The 5,236-nt window shown below is 66.9% G+C and carries 2 protein-coding genes and 1 pseudogene; 2 read left to right on the top strand and 1 reads right to left on the bottom strand.

Annotation, left to right across the window (positions count from 1 at the left end):
- Nucleotides 1–582: 582 nt before the first annotated feature.
- On the top strand, nucleotides 583–957 hold the full coding sequence (locus D7X74_RS39365; RefSeq protein ID WP_147446854.1) for a hypothetical protein: 375 nt from the start codon (nucleotides 583–585) through the stop codon (nucleotides 955–957).
- Nucleotides 954–4,568, top strand: a complete 3,615-nt coding sequence (locus D7X74_RS39360) for an Ig-like domain-containing protein (protein ID WP_147446853.1) — start codon at nucleotides 954–956, stop codon at nucleotides 4,566–4,568. The genes D7X74_RS39365 and D7X74_RS39360 overlap by 4 nt, the downstream gene beginning before the upstream one ends.
- 33 nt (nucleotides 4,569–4,601) lie before the next feature.
- Here the strand turns inward: D7X74_RS39360 and D7X74_RS39355 are convergent.
- Nucleotides 4,602–5,236, bottom strand: a pseudogene (locus D7X74_RS39355) (hypothetical protein); the annotation flags it as partial.

Below are 5,236 nucleotides of genomic sequence, written 5' to 3'. Positions count from 1 at the left end.
CTCCGCCCCTGCTCTCGGAGCGGCTGTTGCCGGGCGGCGGCGGCGGGAGTGGCACTCACGAAGGTGGGCCGGGTGGCGGCATCATCTTCATTCGTGGCCGGGAATTGAGCGGGACCGGTGACATCGTCGCGACGGGCCGCGCGGCGGAGCCCAGCACTGGCGCCGCGGGCAGCGGTGGTGGCGCGGGTGGCACCATCGTCGCGAGGTTCACGGGAACCGCGAAGTGCAGTTCGGTCGATGCGAGCGGTGGTGCGGGTGGAACCGCTGGCGCGACCCAGGGAGGCCCCGGTGGTGGTGGTGGCGGTGGGCGCGTGTTCTTCCAGGCCGGGTCCCTGGTCGGATGTTCGGCGCTCGTCGAGCCTGGGGCACCTGGAACCCTTCCTGACGGGCGGGACTCACGGGGCGCGGAGGCAGGCGGAACAGGACTTCAGCAGGTCGTCCAAGGTGTCCTCCCTGAAATGGAGGCGATGGATGCTGCGGAAAAGAAGCGCGTGTCCTCGGGCTCTGAAGACCTGGAACTCGATGATGCGGGCGCGCTGGACGCGGGCCCTGACGATGCAGGCACGGAGGACGCGGGGGCGGATGCGGGCCCTGTTGATGGAGGCCCATCGGATGCGGGTGCGGTGGATGCAGGCCCTGTGGATGGAGGCCCATCGGATGCGGGTCCTGTGGATGCGGGTCCTGTGGATGCAGGCCCTGCGGATGCAGGCCCTGCGGATGCAGGTGCGGCGGATGCCGGCCCAGCGGATGCAGGCCCAGCGGATGCGGGTGTTGCGGATGCCGGCCCGGCGGACGCGGGCCCTGTGGACGCGGGCCCTGTGGATGCAGGCCCAGCGGATGCCGGTGCGGCGGATGCCGGCCCTGCGGACGCGGGCCCAGCGGATGCAGGCTCCGCGGACGCAGGCACCGTCGACGCGGGACCCATTGATGCCGGGTTCCCAGACAAACCCACGGTGATTGCACCGCTCCACGGGGCCCTCCTCAATACCGCAACCCCGACGATGTCCGGTCGCGCCGATGCGGGAATCCTGGTGACCCTCTTCATCAATGACGATCCAGGGGTGACGAATATCGGTGTCGATGCGGGCGCCTGGTCCTACCTCCCCTCCGTCTCCCTGCGGGAGGGACTGAACTGGATCCGTGTCAGGTCGAAGAACGCGGCCGGCAATGAGAGCCCGTTCTCCAACACCCATGTCTTCACGGTGGATACAACGGCTCCCTCGCTGCCCACCATCAGTGCGCCAGACGCGGGGGCGTTCGTCCGCTCCAGTGCCCTGTTCTTCCAGGGCACCGCCGATCCGGACACCACGGTGTCACTGCTCTTCGACGGGGCGGATGCGGGGACCGCGTTTGCCAGCAGGACGGGGAACGTCTGGCTCTTCGCGGATCCGCTCCCCCTGAACGAGGGCCCCCATATCTTGAGGGCGAGGGCCATTGATGCCGCTGGCAACCGCAGCGATTCCGCCCCTCGGTCGTTCACCGTGGACAATACGCCGCCAGTCACGAGCCTCACGGTGACTCCGAACACCCCCGTCACCAAGGTGAGGACGCGGCTGTTTACCTTCACCTCGGAGGCGGGCGCGGACTTTGAGTGCCGGGTCGATAGCGGGAACTTCACCCCTTGCGCGTCGGCGCAGAGTCTGGATTTCGGAGAGGGGCTCCACTCGTTCGAGGTCCGTGCGAAGGACAAGGCGGGCAACGTCGATCCGACCCCCGAGTCCCACAGCTGGGAAACAGACCTGACCCTTCCAGGCGCTCCTCTGCTGACCTCACCGGATGCCGGTGCCTATGTGGCCACCACGACGCCCGTCATTTCCGGGACGGCCGAGGCGAAAAGCAAGGTGACCGTTGTTGTAGGGGGGCAGTCGAAGGGGCCGGTGGATGCGGATGCAGCGGGACGTTGGGAGCTTCCAGTCACGCTCGTTGAGGGCACCTACAGCCTCAAGGCCACGGCGATGGACACGGCAGGGAATGTGAGTCCCGATTCCGTCAGTCGCTCGTTCACCGTGGACATCACGGCACCCGACACACTCATCGACCCAGGATCCATTCCCGAAGCCTACTCCTCGAACACCACCTTCCCGTTCTCCTTCAGCTTCATCGGGAAGCCAGGAGAGACGGGGACTTTCGAGTGCAGCTTGGACACCGCGGGGTTCGCTCCGTGCGTGAGCCCGCTCACCGTGAACGTCGGCATCAAGCCCGTGGGGGAAGGACCGCATGTCTTTCGTGTTCGGGCGAAGGACCCGGCGGAGAACGTTGATGGCTCCCCGGCCATCGTCAACTGGACCGTGGATCGAGAGGCCCCGGACACGATCCTCACGTCGTTCCCGGACAGGAAGACGAACGTCCGGACCTTCACCTTCACCTTCACCTCCACCGAAAAGGAGGCGGACTTCCAGTGCATCCTCGATGGCGCGGGTCCCGTCGGTCTGCCTTTCACCGCCAACTGCAATGGTGGGTCCTATGCCGTGAACGTTGGGGATGGTCCGCACACGCTGTGGGTGCGAGCGCAGGACAAGGCCAAGAACATCGATTCTTCGGCAGCCTCCTTCTCGTGGGAAGTGGACGCGACGAGCCCCGCGAAGCCCGCCGTGACGAGTCCTCCGCAGGGCACCTTCGTCAACACGACCCTCCCCCTCTTGAAGGGCACCGCGGAGCCAGGCGCGCAGGTGCGCGTGTTCGCGGACGGTGTCCAGGTAGGCTCGACGACCGCCAATCCCCAGGGCGCCTGGAGCATCAGTCCTTCGGTGGAGCTGTCCGAGGGGGAGCAGGAGATCACGGCGGACGCGACGGATTCGTACTCGAATCGCAGCGCCCCGTCCGACCCGCACCGCTTCACCGTGGATTCGATCGCGCCGGAGACGAAGCTGACCAAGACCCCGCCGTCGCTGGACAAGTCCGGTCAGGCGACATTTGAGTTCAACTCTCCCGCCGTGGGGAATCCCGGGACACTCGACCCGAACGCGACCTTCGAGTGCCTGGTCGATGACCGACCGCTCGTCCCTGACTGCGTGTCGCCCTATACCGTGACCGTCGGCAATGGGAGCCACATCTTCACGGTTCGCGCCAAGGACGCAGCGGGCAATCGGGATCAGACTCCCGAGACCTATTCATGGGTCGTGGATGGCACCCCGCCTGACGTGACCATCAAGTCCAAGCCCGCTGCGAAGACCAACGAGCAGGTGGCGAAGTTCATCTTCGAATCGACGGCTCCGAAGGCGACCTTCCCCTGCCAGCTCGACACCCTCCCGGCGATTGAAGACTGCACTGCCAACTACACTTCAGGAGTGCTGGCGCCTGGGCGTCATACGCTCGTCGTACGTGCCAGGAACCTCGCGGGAAGCGAATCCCCGCCCGCGAGCTGGGAGTGGGTCATCGACACCAACCTTCCCGACACCATCATCAGCAAGGCGCCGCCTGAACTCACCAACGTTCAAATCTTCAGTTTCGAGTTCACGTCGAACAGGCCTCCAGAAGAGGTGGTCACGTTCTATTGCAGTCTCGACGGGGCGTCTGAAATCCAGGACTGCAAGTCACCGCTTGTCGTGCAGGTCATCTCGGATGGCGAGCACACACTGAAAATCACGGCCGAAGATGCGGTGGGGAACAAGGATGCCGAGCCCGCAGTGCATATCTGGACCGTGGATACGCAGCGCCCCGACACCCTGCTCCTCGAGGAACCCAAGTACCCGGGGAAGCTGGTGAACACCTCCCGCTGGCCGTTTGGCTTCACGTCCACCGAGGCGCGAGGGCGCTTCGAGTGCCGTCTGGACCTCGCCCTTCCTCTGGGGTGTGTCAGTCCCTTTGAAACGGACTACGCCGACGGTTCCCACACCCTTGAGATCCGAGCCATCGACGCTGCGGGAAACGAGGACGCAAGCCCTGTCTCCTACTCCTGGGTGGTGGATACGCAGGCGCCATCCGCCCCGGCCCTGACGACTCCCTCCGCCGAAGCCTTGGTGGCGACGGCCACCCCGGTGCTGGAAGGCAGCAGCGAGCCGGGCAGCACGGTGTACGTCTCCGTGGACGGAGTTCCGGTCGGCACGGTGGTCGCGAACGACGTCGGGCGCTGGAGCTATGCCCCGACGCAGCCCTTGAGGGATGGGGCCCACGCCATCGAGCTCCGTGCGAAGGATGCCGCAGGCAATTCAAGCGAGTCCTCCACGGCGACCTCGCTGTCCGTGGATACGCTGGTCCCTGACACCACCATCACCGCAGGACCGCAGGACCGCGTTCGGACGACCTCGGCGACCTTCCAGTTCTCCTCGACGGAGGAGGGGGCGACCTTCGAGTGCAGTCTGAACAACGTGGAATTCACGCCGTGCGACGCCCAGATCTCCTTCGAGGTGTTCGAGGGCGCCAACTCGTTCCAGGTGCGCGCCAGGGATCGGGCCGGCAACGTGGACCCCTCGCCCGAAACCCGCGCCTGGCGAGTCTCCCTGGGCTCCGACACGCGGACCCTGGGCGGTGGCCTGAGCTGCTCGTCCTCGGGTGGGGGCGTGCCGTTCGGAATGCTGGCGGGCCTCGTGGGCCTGGCGCTGATGAAGGGCAGGCGACGCCGGGTCTGAGCATCCCTTGCCAGCGCAAGCCCTGACCGGGGCTCAGCGGGCCCCGGACGTGGCGTCGGTTCCCCGGCGGCGGAGCAGCTCCGTTGCTCGGGCCCGGACGCTGGCCATGGGGTTGGCTCGCGCGGCCTCTTCCAGGGCGGGCACCGCGGCCTCGCCCAGCTCCGTGCGGATGAAGTCCTGGCAGGTGCGGTGGAACCGGTCGCTGACGAGGCAGCGGATGGCGTTCTGGATGAGGACGGGGGCGTTGCGGTACGAGGCGTCATTGCGCAGCGCCGCCCGGTAGGCCGCCACGCCGTCCACCCAGCGGAGGTTGTCGAAGTTGACGTTGCCCTCCAGGTAGCGGACGTAGGCGCTCGCCGGGTGTTTCACGGCCAGCTTCTTCAGCGCTGCCAGGGCCGCGTCCCTCCGCTGCGCCTGGATCAACCGCTGGGCTTCCTCGATGCCCGCCAGGGGCTCCACGACAGGCTCCCAGACGGGGGCCTCCGACCGGGGAGGTTCGTCCTTGGGGACAACGGGCGCGGGGCGCTCCGCCCGCTCGGACGACGTGGGCGTGTTGGTGAACGACAGCTCCTTCTTGCGCTTGTCGTAGGTGGACGTCTCGATGAAGGCGAACCACTCCGGCGGGACCTTCTTGGTGCCGATGGTGGCGATGACGGGCTTGGGGCGGT

The sequence above is a fragment of the Corallococcus sp. CA047B genome (genome assembly GCF_003612065.1).
Taxonomy (GTDB): domain Bacteria; phylum Myxococcota; class Myxococcia; order Myxococcales; family Myxococcaceae; genus Corallococcus; species Corallococcus praedator.
This window is presented reverse-complemented; position numbering and strand designations above follow the sequence as displayed.